General features: G+C 68.5%; 17 protein-coding genes and 1 rRNA gene. 8 read left to right on the top strand and 10 right to left on the bottom strand.

Annotation, left to right across the window (positions count from 1 at the left end; all coding sequences use genetic code 11):
- Positions 1-122: 122 nt before the first annotated feature.
- From KF684_09460 to kdsA, 6 genes are all read right to left on the bottom strand, one after another.
- Entirely contained in the window at positions 123-989 is an 867-nt protein-coding gene (locus KF684_09460; GenBank protein ID MBX3353150.1) for a hypothetical protein, read from the bottom strand.
- A gap of 336 nt (positions 990-1,325) precedes the next feature.
- Positions 1,326-2,816: ribosomal RNA gene (locus tag KF684_09455) — 16S ribosomal RNA — on the bottom strand.
- Positions 2,817-3,345: 529 nt separating this feature from the next.
- Complete coding sequence (locus KF684_09450) at positions 3,346-4,248, bottom strand: ComF family protein (protein MBX3353149.1); 903 nt, start codon at positions 4,246-4,248, stop codon at positions 3,346-3,348.
- A gap of 55 nt (positions 4,249-4,303) precedes the next feature.
- Positions 4,304-5,287 (bottom strand): protein arginine kinase, encoded by a 984-nt coding sequence (locus KF684_09445; GenBank protein ID MBX3353148.1) that lies wholly within the window; start codon positions 5,285-5,287, stop codon positions 4,304-4,306.
- Between the two features lie 71 nt (positions 5,288-5,358).
- Complete coding sequence (locus KF684_09440; protein MBX3353147.1) at positions 5,359-5,949, bottom strand: UvrB/UvrC motif-containing protein; 591 nt, start codon at positions 5,947-5,949, stop codon at positions 5,359-5,361.
- 63 nt (positions 5,950-6,012) lie between these two features.
- Positions 6,013-6,882 carry a 3-deoxy-8-phosphooctulonate synthase gene (kdsA, locus tag KF684_09435; protein MBX3353146.1) on the bottom strand — a complete coding sequence of 290 codons (870 nt, stop codon included), beginning with the start codon at positions 6,880-6,882 and terminating at the stop codon, positions 6,013-6,015.
- 248 nt (positions 6,883-7,130) lie between these two features.
- Between kdsA and KF684_09430 the strand changes: the two genes are divergently transcribed.
- From KF684_09430 to KF684_09420, 3 genes are read left to right on the top strand one after another with little or no spacing between them, the layout of a single operon-like run.
- On the top strand, positions 7,131-7,934 hold the full coding sequence (locus tag KF684_09430; protein ID MBX3353145.1) for a DUF1444 family protein: 804 nt from the start codon (positions 7,131-7,133) through the stop codon (positions 7,932-7,934).
- A 41-nt stretch (positions 7,935-7,975) separates the two neighbouring features.
- The gene (locus KF684_09425; protein ID MBX3353144.1) at positions 7,976-8,674 is read left to right on the top strand and encodes an aminodeoxychorismate/anthranilate synthase component II; all 699 of its coding nucleotides are present in this window, start codon (positions 7,976-7,978) and stop codon (positions 8,672-8,674) included.
- 20 nt (positions 8,675-8,694) lie between these two features.
- Positions 8,695-9,138 (top strand): hypothetical protein, encoded by a 444-nt coding sequence (locus KF684_09420; protein ID MBX3353143.1) that lies wholly within the window; start codon positions 8,695-8,697, stop codon positions 9,136-9,138.
- Positions 9,139-9,144: 6 nt separating this feature from the next.
- Here KF684_09420 and KF684_09415 read toward each other — a convergent pair whose 3' ends face one another.
- Together KF684_09415 and KF684_09410 are read right to left on the bottom strand one after the other, a co-directional pair.
- The gene (locus KF684_09415) at positions 9,145-10,296 is read right to left on the bottom strand and encodes a rhomboid family intramembrane serine protease (protein ID MBX3353142.1); all 1,152 of its coding nucleotides are present in this window, start codon (positions 10,294-10,296) and stop codon (positions 9,145-9,147) included.
- Between the two features lie 6 nt (positions 10,297-10,302).
- Entirely contained in the window at positions 10,303-11,556 is a 1,254-nt protein-coding gene (locus KF684_09410; GenBank protein ID MBX3353141.1) for an amidohydrolase family protein, read from the bottom strand.
- Between the two features lie 149 nt (positions 11,557-11,705).
- Here KF684_09410 and KF684_09405 point away from each other — a divergent pair, with 149 nt between their 5' ends.
- Positions 11,706-12,842, top strand: coding sequence for a citrate synthase (locus KF684_09405; GenBank protein ID MBX3353140.1), 1,137 nt, complete (start codon positions 11,706-11,708; stop codon positions 12,840-12,842).
- 64 nt (positions 12,843-12,906) lie between these two features.
- Here KF684_09405 and KF684_09400 read toward each other — a convergent pair whose 3' ends face one another.
- On the bottom strand, positions 12,907-13,305 hold the full coding sequence (locus tag KF684_09400; GenBank protein ID MBX3353139.1) for a hypothetical protein: 399 nt from the start codon (positions 13,303-13,305) through the stop codon (positions 12,907-12,909).
- Entirely contained in the window at positions 13,302-14,090 is a 789-nt protein-coding gene (locus KF684_09395; protein ID MBX3353138.1) for an NYN domain-containing protein, read from the bottom strand. Before KF684_09395 ends, KF684_09400 begins: the two co-directional genes overlap by 4 nt.
- 207 nt (positions 14,091-14,297) lie before the next feature.
- On the opposite strand from KF684_09395, the gene rpsU reads away from it, so the two are divergent.
- The 4 genes from rpsU to KF684_09375 all read left to right on the top strand — a co-directional run bounded on the left by rpsU (position 14,298) and on the right by KF684_09375 (position 18,587).
- A complete protein-coding gene (gene rpsU, locus KF684_09390; GenBank protein ID MBX3353137.1) occupies positions 14,298-14,504 on the top strand; it encodes a 30S ribosomal protein S21 in 207 nt (68 codons plus the stop codon).
- 233 nt (positions 14,505-14,737) lie between these two features.
- Positions 14,738-17,527, top strand: a complete 2,790-nt coding sequence (locus tag KF684_09385) for a sodium-translocating pyrophosphatase (GenBank protein ID MBX3353136.1) — start codon at positions 14,738-14,740, stop codon at positions 17,525-17,527.
- A gap of 146 nt (positions 17,528-17,673) precedes the next feature.
- Entirely contained in the window at positions 17,674-18,207 is a 534-nt protein-coding gene (gene rsfS, locus KF684_09380; GenBank protein ID MBX3353135.1) for a ribosome silencing factor, read from the top strand.
- 5 nt (positions 18,208-18,212) lie between these two features.
- The gene (locus KF684_09375) at positions 18,213-18,587 is read left to right on the top strand and encodes an aspartate 1-decarboxylase (protein MBX3353134.1); all 375 of its coding nucleotides are present in this window, start codon (positions 18,213-18,215) and stop codon (positions 18,585-18,587) included.
- The last annotated feature ends 23 nt before the right edge of the window (positions 18,588-18,610 follow it).

The following is an 18,610-nucleotide window of genomic DNA, read 5'->3' as shown; positions in this document are numbered from 1 at the left end:
GTTCCGCGCCGCTGGCCCGGCTCACGACGACGGGTCGGGGCTGGCATGCTGCTGCGCGGGTTGGTCAGGGAGTGGGTCGCCGTAGGGCTGCTGTCTCCCGGCCCTGATGGGCCGGAAGCGCTTCATGTGCTGGTTCGCGATGATGACCACGCCTGCGATCCAGAGGCCAAGACCGGTAAGACACACCCCGACCGGCATGAGCACCCAGAGTACGCCTGACGCGTTGCCAGCGGGATTCGCGCTCGCGGCGGTGGTCGTGTTGATGAACGGACCGGCTCTCCCCGTGCCGAATCCCAGAACGAACTCCCGTTGATGATGTTCGCGAGTTCCGCGGCCTCGGCGCGCGTCGCCGGGTCATCGGGCGATGCGCCGGCCCGCACCAGCAGCGCTCGCAGCACATCGACGGCGTAGGGGCCGGCGATTTCGTCGAGATGCTCGCCGGTTTCAAGCCGGAACGGGAACAACGGGTTTTCTCGCGACAGTCGCAGGTCGTGGGCGGCTCCGTCGAGCGCGACCACGGTCACGGTGATATCGGTCAGCGACTGCGAGAACGGATTCGAGAGCAGGCGCGAATCGAACGTGCCCGAGGCCCTCACGACCACGCGTTGATACTGGGCCGAAGCGGGCTCTCCGGTGGATGTGCTCGCGGTCTGCGCCGTGGCGGGGAGCGCGAACGCGACCCATGACGCGAGAAAGAGCGTCAGGGTCGTGATCGCGATCGTCCACGCGACGATCACGAGGAAGACCCCCCCGGCGCCGCGCACTCGCATCGAGGGCGCGAGGACGCCTTCCCGGAGCAGATCGGCGCCGCACTCGGGGCAGCGTGGCGAGGAGAGCCGGATCGTCGGGTAGCCGCAGCTCGCGCACTCTGGCTGGGTGGGTTTGCGGCGCCTGTTCCCCAGAAGTCGCCAGAGCAACAGGACTAGCCACGCAAGCACGGCGAGGGAGAGGAAGGTCACGAAGAAGACGATGTAGCCGATGGCGTGCATAGTCGTATGACCTCATGGCGCAGGCGGGCTGGATCAGGGAGCGCCAGCGGTGAGAACGAAAGTGCGTCAGCGCGGCGACGGCGACACCGACGGGGACCCGCCAGCGAGAGTACATGATCGCAGAGAACGCGGTGCGCCGAAAAATGCACAACGCCCGGCCTGTGGAGGACCGGGCGTTGTGATATATCGTGAAGCAGTTGGGAGGCCGTTGACCGGTCGTTGCCGACCGGCTGCCCGCTTTCGCGGACGAGGATGTGTTGACCTAGCCGACCGGAGATCGCTCTCCGCCTCTCGGGGTTAAGTGAGAGGACGAATCGGTCTAAGGAAATCCCTTAGAAAGGAGGTGATCCAGCCGCAGGTTCCCCTACGGCTACCTTGTTACGACTTAGTCCCAGTCACCGAGCTTGCCGTGGGCACTATTGAGATATAGCGACTTCGGGCACTCCCGGCTTCCATGACTTGACGGGCGGTGTGTACAAGGCTCAGGAACATATTCACCGGGGCGTAGCTGATCCCCGATTACTAGCGATTCCAACTTCATGCAGTCGAGTTGCAGACTGCAATCTGAACTGGGGCGTGGTTTTTGCGATTTGCTCCGCCTCGCGGCCTCGCTTCGCTCTGTCCACGCCATTGTAGCACGTTTGCAGCCCTAGGCATAAGGGCCATGAGGACTTGACGTCATCCCCACCTTCCTCCGGTTTGACACCGGCAGTCTCACTAGAGTCCCCGCCATGACGCGCTGGCAACTAGTGATAGGGGTTGCGCTCGTTGAGGGACTTAACCCGACACTTCACAGCACGAGCTGACGACAGCCATGCAGCACCTGTGCATGTTCCATTCCGAAGAATGTCACTCATGTTTCCATGAGCTAATCCATGCATGTCAAGCCTAGGATAAGGTTCTTCGCGTTGCTTCGAATTAAGCAACATGCTCCACCGCTTGTGTGAGCCCCCGTCAATTCCTTTGAGTTTTAATCTTGCGACCGTACTCCCCAGGCGGTGCACTTAATGGTTTTCCTACGACCAGGACGGCGTCAAAACCGCCCCGGTCTAGTGCACATCGTTTACGGCGTGGACTACCAGGGTATCTAATCCTGTTTGATCCCCACGCTTTCGTGCCTCAGCGTCAACACTGGCCCAGCTGCCCGTCTTCACCTTCGGCGTTCCGATCGATATCTACGCATTTCACCGCTCCACCGATCGTTCCGACAGCCCTTACCAGGTTCAAGAAGTGTGGTTCGCCCCGCAATTCCACGGTTGAGCCGTGGGATTTCACAGGACGCCTACACCTCCGCCTACGCACCCTTTAAGCCCAGTGATTCCGAGTAACGCTCGGGCCTCTCGTATTACCGCGGCTGCTGGCACGAGATTAGCCGGCCCTTCCTCTGGACCCGGTCAATATTCCTAGGTCCTGACAGCGGTTTACACGGCGGAGCCGCTTCATCCCGCACGCGGCATTGCTCCGTCACACTTTCGTGCATTGCGGAAGATTCGTTGCTGCAGCCTCCCGTAGGAGTCCGGGCAGTGTCTCAGTCCCGATGCGGCCGGTCGTGCTCTCACACCGGCTACCCGTCTTCGGCTTGGTGGGCCGTTACCCCGCCAACTACCTGATAGGACATTTCCCGATCCCGAGGCGCCGAAGCTTTCCTCCTGGGAGCACATGGGGTATTACCCAGGGTTTCCCCTGGCTATCCCCCACCTCGGGGCACGTAGAAATGCATTACTCGCCCGTCCGCCACTTTCACCACCGAAGTGGTTCTCGTTCGACTTGCATGCTTTAGCCATGCCGCCAGCGTTCACTCTGAGCCAGGATCAAACTCTTCACTTGTGTATCGTTGGTCCTCGCCGAAGCGAGGGTTCCTGCGATGAGAAGGTTTGTCCGGCGCCGACGACCGAAGTCGCCGGCCGGTCCCCATGGGTTCAAAGGACCCATGGGCTCTTGATCACTCATTCTTTTGGGCGCTCATCTTACGATGAGTTTGAAAGCCTGCACGAGAATCAGTGACCGATCGAGGGGGCTGTGATACCCACTCGACCAGCGTTTGATCTGTACGCGACGGATGCCCTGCCAAGGGCCGGTCGTGCGACCGTTTCCGCCGCGTCACATTCTCGCGGCTTTCCCAACTGCTCACTTGCCAAAGAACAACCCCATTCCAGCATCTCGCCGGGTTGTCGGGGTGACCCGCCAGCCGCTGGCTGACGAGCGGGGAAAGATAGCCGGACGCCCCGGGGTGTCAAGCGGAGGGACTTTCATTTTCTTCGCCGAATCCTCACGCCCCCTCGGCCCGACTCCCCGAAAGTCGCCGTAAACCACTGCAAAACAAGGCCTTTCGGACCTCTGCCCGCCACGCCCCCGCTCACGCACAACCACCGGCCGGCGCCCCTCGACGCCTCTCGGGCGTGACCCCCAGCGTCGCCGCCCAGATCGACTCCGGACGACCCTCCCGCCGACGCGCACGCAGCGCCCGGCTCGCCGCTCGCAGCGTCGCCCCGGTCGTCGAGACATCGTCCACCAGCACCACCGTCCAGCCCCCCAGATCGATCCCCCCGCGGAGGGTGAACGACCCCTTCGCATTCCGTTCCCGGGCCGCCCGGCTCTCCTGCCGGCGCTGGCTCGCCCGGTGCGATCGCCGCAGGCCCCGGACCAGCGGCGCCCCGAGCCCCAGCGCCACCCCCTCCCCGATCACCCCGGCGTGGTCGATGCCCCTCGCCCATCGCCGACGCAGACTCATCCCCACCGGGACGACGCAGACCCGCTCCCCGGGCAAGCCCGCCTCTCGCAGGCGCGCGGCGAGCACCCTCCCAAGCGCCACCCCGAGCGGCGCGTGCCGCGTGAACTTCACCTCTTTGATCCACGACGCCAGGTCGCCCTCGTAGGCGCCCAGACGCACGAATCGCGACCACGGGTGCTTCCACTGGCGGCAGCGCGCGCACCCGAACTCGTCCTCTTCGCCCGGGCCGACGTCGCCGCCGCAGCGGTTGCAATACTCGTCGAAATCATCGGGTTTCCAGCCGAGTTCTTCGATGCGCCGCGCGAGCGGCGACGCGACGGGCGCGAGCCAGAACGCCTCGATCCGGCGCAGAAACTCGATCGCCGACGACCCCCTTGCTGGCGAGGGATCAGGAGCGCGAGAAGGGATGGACGCAGGGGCGGGCGACCCCCCCGGCGCCGGACCGGGCGGCAGGGGCGGCCACACGAACGGAGCCGGGACTGCCGGAAGCGGGGCGATCTCGCTGCTGCGTTGGTTCTCGCCGGACATGCTCACAGTGTCGCGAAACGCGACCGGGCTGTCCAGACGGGAGGGCCGCCGGGGCTCAGGCGCGCAGGCGCTGGCGGATAAGCGTCGCGCGCTCGACGCGGCGCTCGTTCTGGTCCATCTCGCGCCCGGCGAGGCGCTGGAGGTGGGCCGGCTGGGAGAGCAGGATGAGCTGGTTCACCGGCTCGAGCCCGACCTCCTTGATGACGCCGACCTGGATGCCCAGGCGGACGAGACTGAGCTGCTGGAGCGATTCCTCGGCGTCGATCATGCGCGCGTGGAGCAGCGTCCCGAGCGCGCGATGGACGCGGTCCTCGAGGAAGCTTCGACGCTTCTCCATCAGCACGCCGCGCGCGTGGCGCTCGTACTGGATCACCTCGGGGATGATGCGTTCGGAGAGTTCGGCGAGCAGGTCGTGCTCGGTGCGTCCCAGCGTGGTCTGGTTGGAGAGCTGATAGATGTCGCCCGCGGCCTCGGAGCCCTCGCCGTAGAACCCTCGCACAGCGATGTTGAGCGCCTTGGCGGCGCGCCGGACCTTGTCGATTTCGCCAGTGAGTTTCAGTGCCGGCATGTGCAGCATGGCCGAGACGCGCAGGCCGGTGCCGACATTGGTCGGGCAGGCGGTGAGGAAGCCAAACCGCTGCGAGAAGGCGTAGTCGAGGCGGTCTTCGAGCTTCTCGTCGACCTCCTCGATGTGCTTGAGCGCCTCTTCGAGCGCCAGCCCGCTGCGCATGACCTGAATGCGCAGGTGGTCCTCTTCGTTGACCATGATCGAGAGCCACTCGTCGGGCGCCGAGATCGCGACGGCGCGCGGCTCGCTCGCGCGGGCGTGCTGCTTGGAGATCAGGTGTCGCTCGTGCAGGACGAGGCGCTCGATCGTCGGTGATTCCTCGAGATCAACCCAGAGCAGCTGGGACGCGAGGTGAGAATTGATCGCGCGGTCGCGCACGAGGGTGAGGAGTTCTCGCCGCTCGTCGCGCTTCGCGCGATGCGGGAAGGGGAACCCGGCGATGTTGCGCGCGAACCGGATGCGCGACGACATGACGACATCGCCCTCGCGTCCCCCGGTGCGCAGCCACTCGGCGCCGCCCTCGAAGCGTTTGGGGGTGGGGCTCACCCGCGCTCCTCCTCTGGTCGCTGGTCGCCCGCGCGCCGGGCTTTGCCCTGCTCGGCCGGCGCCGTGCGCGCGGGTTTCGACTCGGGCTCGCCCCCCTGCTCGCCGTGGAGTTTGCGGATGCGGTCGCGGATCGACGCGGCCTTCTCGTATTCCTCGGAGCGGATCGCGTCCTCGAGCTCGCGCCGAAGCGCCGTCAGCTCGCGATGCAGCCCGGCGGAGATGCCGGCGCGTTTAGGCGTTCTGCCGACGTGGTGCGTCGCCCCCTCGTGGGCGCGCGAGAGCAGCGGCGTGAGCTGCTCCTCGAAGGTGTCGTAGCAGTCGGGACAGCCGAGAAGCCCCTTCTCACGGAACTCGGCCCAGGTGCTGCCGCAGGTCGGGCACTCGGCGGGCCTGGCCTGCTCGGCCTGAGCGCCGGCCTGGGTCATGACGAACTTGGTGAGGAGCTCGTTGATCGGGGTGTGCGCGACGACGACGCCCTCGGTCTGGGCGTGCTGCTCGCAGAGGTGCCGCTCGACCTTCTTGCCGCTCTTGATCACGACCTCGTGAACGGTCGCTTCATTCTGGCAGCCGGGGACCTCGCACTTCATGGGGAACGCTAGCCGTCCCGGGTGTGTCGGGCGAGCGCCGGGCGTGTGCGCACCCGACGCGTCTCACGCGTGCCCGGACGCGCGACGGACCGCGAGCAGCGTGGGGACCAGCGCCGCGGCTTCGCGGACGTCGAGCATCGTGCTCGCGTCGGACAGGGCCTGGCGAGGGGCTGTGTGGCATTCGAGGAAGACGGCGTGCACGCCGGCGGCGACGGCGGCCTTGGCGAGCATCCCGGCGCGCTCGGGACGCCCCCCGGTGGTGTCGGTCGCGCCGGGCAGCTGCGTCGAGTGGGTCGCGTCGAAGCACACCGGGGGCGAGTCGTCGCCCGCCAGCTCGATCATGTCGACGACCCCGATGAAGTCGTTCACCAGACGGTGATACCCGAAGAAAGTCCCCCGCTCGGTGAACATGAGGTCGCGGCAGCCGGTCTGCGCGAGCTTCTTCAGCGGCCCGCTCATCTCGCGCGGCGAGAGGAACTGACCCTTCTTGACATTGACGGCGCACCCCTTCGACGCGCCCGCCTCGCCGGCGGCCAGCAGCAGGTCGGTCTGGCGGCACAGGAACGCCGGGATCTGCAGGATGTCGACCACCTCCGCCGCGAGGGCCGCGTGCTCGGGCTCGTGGATGTCGGTGGTGACGGGCACGCCCAGCGTCTCGCGGATTCCGGCGAGCGCGTCGAGGCCCTGGCGGATGCCCGGCCCGCGCGAGGAACCGATGCTCGTGCGGTTGGCCTTGTCGAAGCTGGCCTTGAAGATGTACTGCGCGCCGGCGGCGTCGCACGCGTCGCGCATCGCACGCCCCACGGCAAGGCACAACTCGACCGACTCGAGCACGCACGGCCCGGCGATGATCGCGAGGGGGTTTCGTGCGCCGATAACCACGGGCTTGACGCCGGAACCGGGCTTGGACGCGACTTCGCAGACTCTCGACATTGGACTCCCTTTCGACGCGCAACACTAGCGCATCTGGTCGCGGGCCGGGCGGCGCCATAACACGCGCGTCCACCGATCCGGCACGACCGGACCGCCTTCGTCCCCGGGGTCGGCGCCGGGTTGCACCGCCCCCCGGCGTGCGTCGATGAACCCACGCGCGGGACATCGTTCGGCGGGTTCGAGAACCCATCATGCCCCCGCGTGCGTACAGGCAGTCAAGAGGCGTACGGAGGCGCATGATGGCGGCGATGCCCCAGCAACCAGAAGCGTTCTGCGACCAGGTCCGAGCGATGCTCGAGCGCATGCGACCCGACCTGGAGGTCGACACCAGCGGGCCCAACGAGCTCATCGTCGATGGGCGACGCCTCGACCTTGAGAACCTGTACAGGATGGTCATCCAGGACCCCGACCGCGGCGTCGAGATCGTCGAGCAGTACCTCGACCACCTCTTCGCGGGCGAGGCGATCACCGCCGCTGCCATGCCCCTCGAGATGGCACGCCAGCGGATCATGCCTCGCATCCAGCCCGAATCGATCTTCCAGCGACTCTCGCGCGAGCAGGTGGCCCATGTGCCCTTCGTCAACGACACGGTGATCGTGTTCGTCATCGACCTGCCCCACGTCACGGTCAGCGTCACGACCGAGCAGATCGTGCGCTGGGGCGTCAGCGTCGAGGACCTCGAGGATATCGCCCGCAAGAACCTGCGCATGTTCACGCCCAAGCTCCCCTACCGGCTCATCGAGCACGACAGCGGCGGCAAGGCGGCGATCATCGCCGAGCAGGACGGCTACGACGCGGCGCGCCTCCTCCTCAACGACCTGCACCAGCAGCTCGCGCCCCGGCTCGGGGGCGACTTCTTCGTCGCCACCCCGGCGCGCGACGTGCTCGTCGCCGTCTCGGCGGCGCCCGACGAGTTGCTCTCCAAGGTCCACGAGAAGGTCGATCGCGACTACCGTCGAATGCCCTACCCCATCAGCTCGCGCTACTTCTTCGTGACGCGCGACGGAATCGCGGGCACCGACGAGGCGTGCGACCGCGATCAGGCCGCCTGACGAGGGTGTGAACGGGCGGCGCGCGTACGATCAGCACCCCCGTGATCCTCGTCATCGACAACTACGACAGCTTCACCTGGAACCTCGTCCACGCGCTGTCTCTCGCGAGCAGCGCACTGGGCCTGGGCCACGAGGTGCGCGTCGTCCGCAACGACGCGCTGCGCGCGCACGACGCCGCCGCGATGTCGCCCTCGTGCGTCGTGCTCTCGCCCGGCCCGTGCGGCCCGCGCGACGCGGGGGTCTGCGTCGATCTCGTGCGCACCCTCGCCGGGCGGACGCCGATCCTCGGCGTGTGCCTCGGGCACCAGGCCATCGCCGAAGCGTTCGGCATGCCCGTGACGCGCGCGCCCACGCCCGTTCACGGCAAGGCGTGCGAGCTCGTCCACGACGGTCGCGGCGTGTTCGCCGGGCTGCCCTCGCCCCTGCGCGCGGCGCGGTACCACAGTCTGCACACCGGCGCGGACGCCGTCGAGCGGGCGCGCGACGCGTCCGGGCGCTGGGAGGTCAGCGCGTGGACCACGGACCGCACGAGCGACGCAGAGACCCGCATCGTGATGGGCCTGCGCCGGGTCTGGAACGCCCCCGGCCTGGCGCCGGTCGAGGGGGTCCAGTTCCACCCCGAGAGCTACCTGACCGAACGAGGGATCGAGATGCTCGCGAACTTCCTGAGGATGACGCCCGGACGCGCCGGCGATCCACGCCCCGGCGCGACGCCGGCTACGATCGTGCCCTCACGCTGATCCGAGACGAGGAGACGCCAGTGGCCGACAGCACTTCCACGATGTCCAGCACCCCGATGTCCACTTCCTCGCAGGCGCGCGGCATCCTGACCGCCGAGCACGCGGGCGCGATCGACTTCGCGGTGATCGGGACCGACTACCTGCTGCGCCTCGCCGTCGCGGCGCCGCTGCCCCCCGGCGAGATCGGGAAGCGCATCGTCGGCACGATCCGCGCCCAGGCGCGTCGGATCGACGTTGTCACCACGGGCGGTCGCTTCGTGGAGCCGGTCTACGGCAAGCCCCGGCGCGTGCAGGGGCAGATCGTCTCGCTGGACCCCAACACCGACACCCTCGTCGTGCTCGCGCACACCGACCTGCCCTTCGTGTGCAAGACCAACGGGATCCAGCACGCCGGCGACTTCAAGGTCGGCCAGCTCGTGAGCTTCGATGTCGCCCCGGGGACCTCGTTCACGCAGTCGGCGTGACGCAGGTCAGCCCAGCTCGGCCCAGAGCGATTCCCACATCGCGATCTCGTCGTCCCTGCGCAGCTTGCCCTCGCACTCGCGCAGCAGGGTCTTCGCGCGCACCGGGTCGTTGAGGTACCTGCCGGCGAGCAGCGCCGACATCAGCCGGACGCGAGCCGATTCGGCGTCGTAGGGGTTGGCCCTGAGGAACGCCGCGTAGGCGGTCGACGCCGGCTCGTGCTTGCCGGACGCGAACAGCAGATTCGCGAGCGAGAGCTGGGCGGCGCGGGGGAGCGTGTCGTCGGCGTGCGCGTCGAGGAGCGCGGCGTAGGCGCGCTCGGCGGCGTCTGCGTCGCCCGTGCCCACGGCGCGCGTCAGGTTCGAGCGCAGGCGCATGCGTTGATCGTCGGTCTCGGCGCGAGCCCGGCGCGTGCGCTCGTCGGCAGCGGGCTCGGTCGGGCGGGCCGTCCACGGGTCGTTCCTGACGCTGAGCTCCTTGAAACGCCTGCGCCGGCGCGACTGCTTGAACAGCGTCAGCAGGTCGTAGGGCTCGCGGGCGAGGACGCCGGTCCCCAGGAGCGCGAACGCGACCGAGATGCCGAAGGCGTAGCCCCCGAGGTGTGCCGCCGTCGCGACATTCCCGCTCCCGATGCCGCGCATGGCGATGTCGCGGAAGATCGCGAAGCCGATGAACCAGGTCGCCGGGATGACCAGGGGCATGATGAGGAAGAAGAACAGGAACCCGCGGATGCGCGTGCGAGGGAACAGCACCAGATAGGCGCCGGTGACGGCGGCGATGGACCCGCTGGCCCCGATCACCGCGGTGTTGTCGACGAGCATGTGCACCGCGCCCGCGATGACCCCCCCGACGAGATAGAACAGCAGGAACCAGAGGCGCCCGAAGCGGTCCTCGACGTTGGGCCCGAAGACCCAGAGCACCAGCATGTTGCCGGCGAAGTGCCAGATGTCGCCGTGCATGAACTGGTAGGTCAGGTAGGTCCAGAACGGAGAGCCCGGCGCGAGCATGAGCGCGTCGGTCAGGGGCGTGGCGCCGCCGGCGCGTGCTCCGGAATCGACGAGCATCTGCGCGATGAACATGATCGCGTTGCTCGCGAGCAGCGCGTAGGTGGTCAGCGTCGGGAGCCGGAGAGGTCGATCTGTGCCGAGTGGGATGTACACGGGAGGTCAGATGGTATCGGGATCGACGCGCACGCCGCGCAGGATTCGGGTGTCGATCAGTTCGTGCGACCAGCGATGGAGGACGCGTCCGAGCAGGTGCTCGTCGTGCCAGTCGTCGGGGACGCGCAGGAGCAGGATGTCGGCGCTCGCGCCGACGCGCAGCGCGCCGGCGTCGTCGAGGCCCAGCGCCGACGCGTTGTCGCGCGTGATCATGCGCCACGCGTCGGCCGGGGTCGGGACGAAGACAGAGGAGGGGTCGCTCGCGAGGATGGATCGCGTCTTGGCGACCTCGATCATCGCTCTGGCGACGCGGGGCATCGCGTGGTCCGGCCCTCCGGCGACATCGGAGCCCAGCGCGACGCGCACGCCGTGCTCGCGCGCCGTCGTGAGATCGAACAGCCCCGAGCGCAGGAAGGTGTTGGCGGTCGGGCAGTGCACCACGACGCTGCGCCGCGCCGCGATCAGCGCCCACTCGTCGGACGAGAGGTGGACCGCGTGGGCGAGCAGCGTGCGCGCCGTCAGCAGGCCGAACCGGTCATACACATGCGTATAGGTCGGGTCGTCGGGGAAGAGATCACGCACACGGGCGATCTCGGCGAGGGACTCGCACAGATGCGTCTGGATGAACAGATCAGGACGCTCCTTGGCGCACCAGCCGCACTCGGCGAGCAGCTCGTCGGAGCACGCGATCGCGAAGCGCGGGTTCAGCGACGGGCGGACGCGCGATCCCCGCTCATCGCGAGGGGCGAGGAACGGCGTGGGCACGGGCGAGAGTCTGACCCGCTCGCGGTCCTCGGAGACGAGCGAGGCCGGCGCTTCGCGGTCCATCTGGACGCGTCCGACGGTGGCGCGCAGTCCGGATCGCTCGATGAGGGTCATCGAGTCGCGCGCCGCTTCGGCGTGGCTCGAGAGGTACCCGGCGAAGGCGAGCGTGCCCTCCCGGGCGAGGGACCGCAGCGCCCGGCGGGTCACCTCGCGGGCGGCGCCGGCGCCGAACCACGACTCGGCCGGGAAGACGACCTCGCGGAGCCACTCGAGCAGGGGCAGCCCGTCGCAGCCCTCGGCGCCGAACTGGGGGATATGGAGGTGCGCGTCGATGAACGCCGGCGAGACCACCAGGTTCGGCCCCCCGGCGTCGGGACGCATGCCCGAGGGCAGCGCGCCCTCCCCGACCTCGGAGATCCGGTCCTGTTCGAGACGAAGCCAGCCGGGGACCGGGGGTCGGGCGGGGTCGAGGATGAGTCTTCCTTGGACGAGCACAGGGCGAGGGTAGCAACGGTTTGTCGCGTCGGTGTGTCCCCCGAGTGGGTCGGGGCGTACAGTCCGGGCCTGGCGCACGCGACACGATTGCGAGCGTCCGGTCGCATTCATCCGAACTCAAACGCTTCCAGCACGCAGGGTTGCTCGACATGACTACAGCCGCAGCCAAGGGCCTCGAAGGGGTCGTCGCCGCCGAAACCGAGATGTCTTTCATCGACGGCGAGAAGGGCGTTCTCGAATACGTCGGCATCGACATCGATTCGCTCGCCCGGCACAGCACCTTCGAGGAGACGGTCTTCCTTCTGTGGAACCGTCGCCTGCCGAAGAAGGCCGAGCTCGAGGCGTTCAACAAGAACCTGCGCTCGCACTACGCGATCCCGGCCGAGCTGATGACCCTCCTGCGCCAGATGCCCAAGTCCGCGCAGCCGATGCACATGCTCCGGACGATGGTGTCCGCCATGGCCATGCTCGACAAGGACCCCAACAACATCGAGCTGGGCGAGTACCGGCGCAAGGCGACGATCCTCCTCGCGCAGACCCCCACCATCATCGCGGCGTTCGACCGCATCCGAAACGGCAAGGAGCCGATCGCCCCCGATCACAACCTCTCCTTCGCCGCCAACTTCCTCTACATGCTCAACGGCGAGAAGCCGACCGCGACCATGGAGCGCGCCTTCGACGCGTGCATGATCCTCCACGCCGACCACGGGCTCAACGCCAGCACCTTCACCTCGCTGGTCATCACCTCGACGCTCTCGGACTTCTACTCCTCGATGACCGGCGCGATCGGCGCGCTGCGCGGGCCGCTGCACGGCGGCGCGAACGAGGGCGTGATGGTCACGCTGCGCGAGATCGGCTCCCTCGACAAGGTCGACGCCTTCGTCGCCGACGCGCTCGCCAACAAGAAGAAGATCATGGGCTTCGGGCACCGCGTCTACAAGGCCTACGACCCGCGCGCCAAGTACCTCAAGACCCTCGCCGAGCAGCTCTCCAAGGACACCGGCAACGAAGAGCTCTACAAGATGAGCAAACGCATCGAGGACGCGATGCACGCCGCCGTCTCCGCCAAGGGCATCTACCCCAACGTCGACTTCTACTCCGCCACCATGTACCACTCGCTCGGGCTCAAGCTCGACCTCTTCACCCCGATGTTCGCCATGAGCCGCATCTCCGGCTGGGCTGGCCACAACCTCGAGCAGCTCTCCGACAACCGGCTCATCCGCCCCAAGGCGGCGTACGTCGGCCCCCACGGCGTCAAGTACGTCCCCCTCAACGAGCGCGGCTGAGCCGACGCTTCGCATGACGAGTGATCCAGGCGCGGGCCCGAGAGGCCCGCGCTTTCTTTTTTGACTAGCGCTGCGCCGCGGCGCGCTGGCGCTCTTCCAGCGTCGGGAGAGGGCGCACGCCCAGCGTGTCCACGATCATGCTCAGCGTGGCGTTGGTCTCATGGTCGCGGCTCTCAGAGGGCCAGCGCGAGACCGTGAGACGGATGGGACCCTCGATGTCGCGCCGTGTCTTCACGACGATCGCCGAGCGGAAAAAACCGGGCGAATCGCTCACCGGCGAGCGCGCGAGGATCTCGCCGCGAGTCTGCGTCACGCTGTCGGACTCGATGGTGTACCCCTGCGCCTCCAACGAGAGACGGGCGGCGACGTGCACCGAGCGCATGTCGAGCGTCTCGGGCAGGTCGACGAAACGCCCGCCCGACACCCAGGGGGGCGAGGGCGTCGAACTGCAGGCGGTCGTCACCGCGACGAGCGCGCAGAGCGCGAGGGCGGCGAGAGCGGATCGTCGGTGAGGGTGGCGAGCCATTGGGTGATGTCGAGATCGGCAGGAAGATCCGCGCCGGGCCACATCTTGAGAGCGTCGGCGAGCATGGCGTGGAGCTGGGCGTCCGACAGGTCCAGCGGGCGCGACTCCCCGGCCGGCGGCGTGGGCTCTCGCCGCGCGGCAGCTCGGCCCTCCCCGGCGCGTCGCGGGGCGTCGTGATCCCTCGTCGGCTCGACCTTGAGCGGCGCCGCCCTGCATGCGCTCGCCTCCCCGGCGATTCGACGCAGCTCGTCGGGGCCCAGCCCGAACTCCTCAAGCCACCGGCGCAGGGCGTAGGGGTCGAGCGGGACCTCGGGCTTGCCGGCTGCGGGCGACACGGCGCGCGCTTTGGGGGCGTCGATGTCGGAGGCGAGCTGCGCCAGGAACCCCTCGCTGGTGATCGAGGCGGCGCCCGCCCGCTTGGCTGCCCGGCGCAGGCGCTGGTCCGAGGACACGACCGTGACCCGGCGCGGGTCTGGGGAATCTCGCAGCAGCCGCTCGATGAGGGTGTCCGCGTCGCGACCGGGCCCGGCGAAGCGCAACTCAACGCCCCCGACCGCCCGGGGCCAGCCGCGCGGCCTTGTCCCATCGCAGACAAGCAGGGCTTTCCCCCGGCCCCAGCGCGATCCGGAGACCAGCTCGGCCAGCGCCGGCGCGTCGATCCCGGCCAGGTGCGGGGGCAGCACGCCGGTGACATGGATCGCGTTGTACGCGTCGACGAGCAACACTCGGAGGCCTTTCGGGGGGGTCGTGTCTGGCGGGCGCGGCCCGGATTCATGGCCCGGTCCGCTTGTCCGGGAGGGGTCTGGGCGGGATACTCTCGGCCTGACTCCCGGCCTGAGTGGCGGGAATGGTTGTCGGCCTGCGCCTCGCGGGCCTGATGTGATTCACACGCTGCCGCCCTTCAAGCGGCTGGAAGGATAGTGACGGTTATGGCGATCCGCGTTCGTGCGCGTAGCGGCGAGTCGGTCGAGCAGCTCCAGCGGCGCTTCAAGAAGCTCTGCGAGAAAGAGGGCCTGACCAAGGATGTGAAGCGCAAGCAGTACTTCGAGAAGCCCTCGGAGCGTCGTCGTCGTGCGCAGCGCAAGAGCGCCAACCGCATCGTCGCGGCGCGCGGCGGGTTCCGGACCCCGGCCTGACCGTTCCCTGAATTGCGTCCTCCGGCGCCGAAAGGGCCGATGAGGATGATTCGGTGAGCGTCGGGCCCGTGAAGGACCTGTGGCGGTCCGTTCGCTCGTCAAGTTTGTGATCGCTATATTCCGCCCGTCCGCGGCGTCGTCTTCGCATCGACGCCCACAGGCGGTTCGTCCACTCGGCGCATTCGCACGCCGCGCTGGACATCACCCCACCATCTGCGTGAGGAGCTCTGACGGTGACCGAACTCGCTTCTGCAGCGTTGCATCTGGCGACCGCCGCTCTCCCGACGGGATCGACGGCCGGCGCGTTTACACCCTTCTCGCCGTACCTGCTCGGCCCGATCGGCGCCGTCGCGGCGTTGATCATGGCCTTCGTCTTCTCGCGGATGGTCATGTCCAAGTCCGAGGGCGACGCGGAGATGATCCGCATCGCGCAGGCCGTGCGCGAGGGCGCGATGGCCTACCTCACGCGCCAGTACAAGGTCGTCGCGATCGTCTTCGTCGTCCTGATCGGCCTGCTCGCGATCCTCTGGCAGCTCAACCTGCAGGCCGCGATGACCATGATCGGCGTCCCGCTCGCCGGCCTGTTCTCCGGTCTCTGCGGCTGGTTCGGCATGAAGATGGCGACCAACGCGTCGGCGCGCACCGCCAACGCCGCCAAGGCCTCGCTCAACGAGGGCCTGACCGTCGCGTTCCGCTCGGGCGCCGTGATGGGCCTGGTCGTCGTCGGCTTCGCGCTGCTCGACGTCTCGCTGTGGTTCTTCATCTTCAATACCTTCGGTGACGCCTTCGGCATCGCCAAGGGCACGCCCCAGGGCCTGGTCGCGATGACCACGGTCATGCTCTCCTTCGGCATGGGCGCGTCGACGCAGGCGCTGTTCGCGCGTGTCGGCGGCGGCATCTACACCAAGGCCGCCGACGTGGGCGCCGACCTGGTCGGCAAGGTCGAGGCGGGCATCCCCGAGGACGACGCACGCAACCCCGCCACCATCGCCGACAACGTGGGCGACAACGTCGGCGACGTCGCCGGCATGGGCGCCGACCTGTACGAGTCGTACTACGGCTCGATGCTCGCGACCATGGCGCTCGGCGCCGCCGCCGTCACCGGCGCGGGCCTCGCCTACACGCAGTCCGTCGAGCTGGGCATGAAGCTCGCGCTCGCGCCCATCGCGATCGCCGGCCTGGGCATCCTCTGCTCGATCGCCGGCATCTTCACCGTCAAGGCCAAGGAGAACGCGTCCTTCGCGCAGCTCCTCAAGGGCCTCCACACCGGCGTCTACGTCGCGTCGGCGCTCATCGGCGTCGGCTGCTTCGGCATCCTGTGGCTGCTGCTGGGCAGCGGCGACGCGTCGACCGCCCTCGCGGCGCTCGGCTCCTCCTGGTGGCGCCTCGCCCTCGCGATCGTCGCCGGCCTCATCGCAGGCAACGTCATCGCGATCGCGACCGAGTACTACACCTCGTACGAGCACGAGCCGACCAAGCGCATCGCGCGCCAGGCGCTCACCGGCCCCGCGACCGTCATCATCGCCGGCATCGCCGAGGGCATGAAGTCCACCTGGGCCGCCCTCATCACCGTCTCCGTCGCGATCATCGCCGCCTTCACCCTCGCCGGCGGCGGCGAGTCGTTCCTCATGGGTCTCTACGGCGTCGGCATCGCCGCCGTCGGCATGCTGGCCACCCTCGGCATCACCCTCGCGACCGACGCGTACGGCCCCATCGCCGACAACGCCGGCGGCAACGCCGAGATGACCGGTCAGCCCCCCCACGTCCGCCAGCGCACCGACATGCTCGACTCGCTGGGCAACACCACCGCCGCGACCGGCAAGGGCTTCGCCATCGGCTCGGCGGCCCTCACGGCGCTCGCGCTCTTCGCCGCCTACATCCAGATCGTGCAGATCCAGCTCACCACGCAGGCCGACAGCTTCGCCCGCGCCCGCGAGGTGCAGGTTGACGCGTCCTTCGCCGGCGCGGCGATCTACCAGGGCTACGGCAAGTTCGCGATCGTGCTCGCCGACGGGACCCGCGACGCGGGCCTGCTCGTCGATCGCGCCCAGAAGACCGCAGGCAACGCCGACAACCTCTCCGTCGGCTCCACCTTCGCCGTCTCCGCCGCCCACTCGGGCGAGACCACCTTCTCCGAGGCCCGCCTGCTGCGCCTGACCGGCGGCCCGGCGGACGCCCGCACCGACATCGAGGTCGTCGCGGCCCGCAACGCGCAGGTCTCCGACATCCTCGGGTTCTACGAGGTCACGCTTCTGAACCCGCGCGTGCTGGGCGGCCTGTTCATGGGCGTGCTCCTCGCGTTCCTCTTCTGCGCCATGACCATGAGCGCCGTCGGTCGCGCCGCGAACGCGATGATGATCGAGTGTCGCCGCCAGTTCGCCAAGATGCGCGCCGCCTTCCGCGCGCAGGGCATGTCCGAGGCCGACATCGCCGACCCCGAGAAGTGGCCCAAGCAGGTCCAGCACGAGGGCGTCAACTACCCCGACTACGCGTCCTGCGTGTCGATCTCGACCGCCGGCGCGCAGCGCGAGATGGTCGTGCCCTCCGCCCTGGCGATCATCGTCCCCATCGTCGTCGGCCTCGTGCTCGGCGTGCCGGGCGTGGTCGGCATGCTCGCCGGCGGCCTGACCTCCGGCTTCGCCGTCGCCATCTTCATGGCCAACGCCGGCGGCGCGTGGGACAACGCCAAGAAGCTCCTCGAGTCGTACGGGCGCATCACCGCCGATGACTTCATCGCCAACGCCGCCTCGCGCGAGAAGGTCCCGGCCGAGATCCGTGACGCGATCGCGGCCCGCGCCGAGGACTACGTCCGCAACGGCAAGGGCGCGGCCTATGTCTACGGCAAGGGCTCCGACGACCACAAGGCCACCGTCGTGGGCGACACCGTCGGCGACCCCTTCAAGGACACCTCCGGCCCGTCTCTCAACATCCTCATCAAGCTGATCTCGATCGTCGCCGTCGTCTTCGCGGGCCTCACCGTGAAGTTCGGCCCGATGTTCGCCTCGATGATCGGCCTCCAGTAATCGGGCCCACGCCCTGACCCAGCACCCCCTGCGCGGGGCGGCGCCGACGCGCCGCCCCGCGTTTCTGTTCCGGCCCTCCCAGCAGCGTCGTCACCCCCGGGCGTGGAACCGCCCCGGCGCGGCCCCCTACTCTCTTGGACACAGCGATGAAGAACCCACGCAAGACCGACGCTATCGACGACGCAGGGCAGACGCCCGCCTCGCCCAGGCCCCAGCCCGGCCGGGATCACGAGAAGGCCCGCGAGTTCGCCCTCGCCGCCGCCGCGGAGCTCGCCTCCGACAAGTGCACGGATCTGGTGGTCCTCGACCTGCGCGGCAAGAGCCAGCTGACGGACTTCTTCGTCATCGCGTCGGGCACATCGGACGTGCAGATGCGCAGCGCCGCGCGCAATGTCGAGAAGATCGGCGACGCGCAGGGCATGTCGATGTTCCGTTCCAACACCCATGACCTGAACCCGACCTGGATCGTCCTCGACTTCGTCGATGTCGTCGTGCACCTCTTCGAGCCCCAGACACGCCTGCACTACGACCTGGAGATGCTCTGGGGCGACGCGCCTCGCCTGACCGTTCCCGGGGCGGCCGGGCCGGGCGGGCTCGATCGCGCCGGGCTGCACCGCGCCAAGCCGACGCCCAGCGAGTGGTCGCCTCGCGCCGATGCGCGATCGGACGCGAGAGACTGACGTCGATGCTTCGCAAGGTCCTCCATTCCAAAGTTCACCGGGCGACGGTCACCAAGGCCCTGCCCGACTACGTCGGCTCGATCACCATCGACGCCGACATCCTCCGCGCCATCGGCCTGCGCGTGAACGACGCGGTGCTCGTCGCCAACTGCCGCACCGGCGCGCGCTTCGAGACCTATGTCTTCTGGGGCGAGCCGGGGTCGGGCAAGATCGAGGTCAACGGGGCGGCGGCGCACCTGGTCGAGCCGGGCGACAAGGTGATCGTGATGCACTTCGCCCTCATGACCGACGACGAACACCGGGCCCACCGACCGAAGGCCGCGATCATGCGCGACGACAACACCATCGAGCGTGTGATGCTCTACGAGCCCATCGAGTAGACTGGGCGGGTCACCCGTCGGGA

Source organism: Phycisphaeraceae bacterium, assembly GCA_019636675.1.
Classification (GTDB): Bacteria; Planctomycetota; Phycisphaerae; order Phycisphaerales; family UBA1924; genus JAHBXC01.
This window is presented reverse-complemented; position numbering and strand designations above follow the sequence as displayed.